Origin of the sequence: Aequorivita sp. 609, from assembly GCF_014212065.1 — a bacterium.
In the GTDB taxonomy this organism is placed as follows: Bacteria; Bacteroidota; Bacteroidia; order Flavobacteriales; family Flavobacteriaceae; genus Aequorivita; species Aequorivita sinensis.
Genome location: NZ_JACJVM010000088.1, coordinates 1 through 452 on the forward strand (window position 1 = coordinate 1; position 452 = coordinate 452).

At 40.3% G+C, this 452-nt stretch carries 1 rRNA gene; it reads left to right on the forward strand.

Annotation, left to right across the window (positions count from 1 at the left end):
• A 5S ribosomal RNA gene (rrf, locus tag H4O20_RS12800) occupies positions 1–82 on the forward strand; the annotation flags it as partial.
• Between the last annotated feature and the right edge of the window lie 370 nt (positions 83–452).

A 452-nucleotide genomic window follows, 5' to 3' on the forward strand; every position in this document is an offset into this window, starting at 1 on the left:
TCTTACCATTCCGAACAGAGAAGTTAAGCCCGTTTGCGCCGATGGTACTGCAATCCTGTGGGAGAGTAGGTCGCCGCCTTCCTTTAAAACCTTCATCATTTACTTGATGAAGGTTTTTTTTGCCCTAAACTGAAATAACAAATTACCGATTTAATCTTTTAGGAGATTGTTCTTCTTCCTTTTATTTGAAAGTTGTTTTTCTAAAGTTATAAATAGAATGACCTACACTCCCACAGTGTGGGTGGTGATTGCAGCGTTACCTAAGTAACCCTGCAAGAACCGTTTTTAACTTGTCAAGCCGATTTTCTTTTTTGTCAACCTTATTATTACTGGAGGTGATTAAGGTTTTTTTTTGCCCTAAACTCAAAACGTCCAACTCGCTCACAGTGTGGGTGGTGATTGCAGCGTTACCAAAGTAACCCTGCAAGAACCGTTTTTAACTCCTCAAGCCG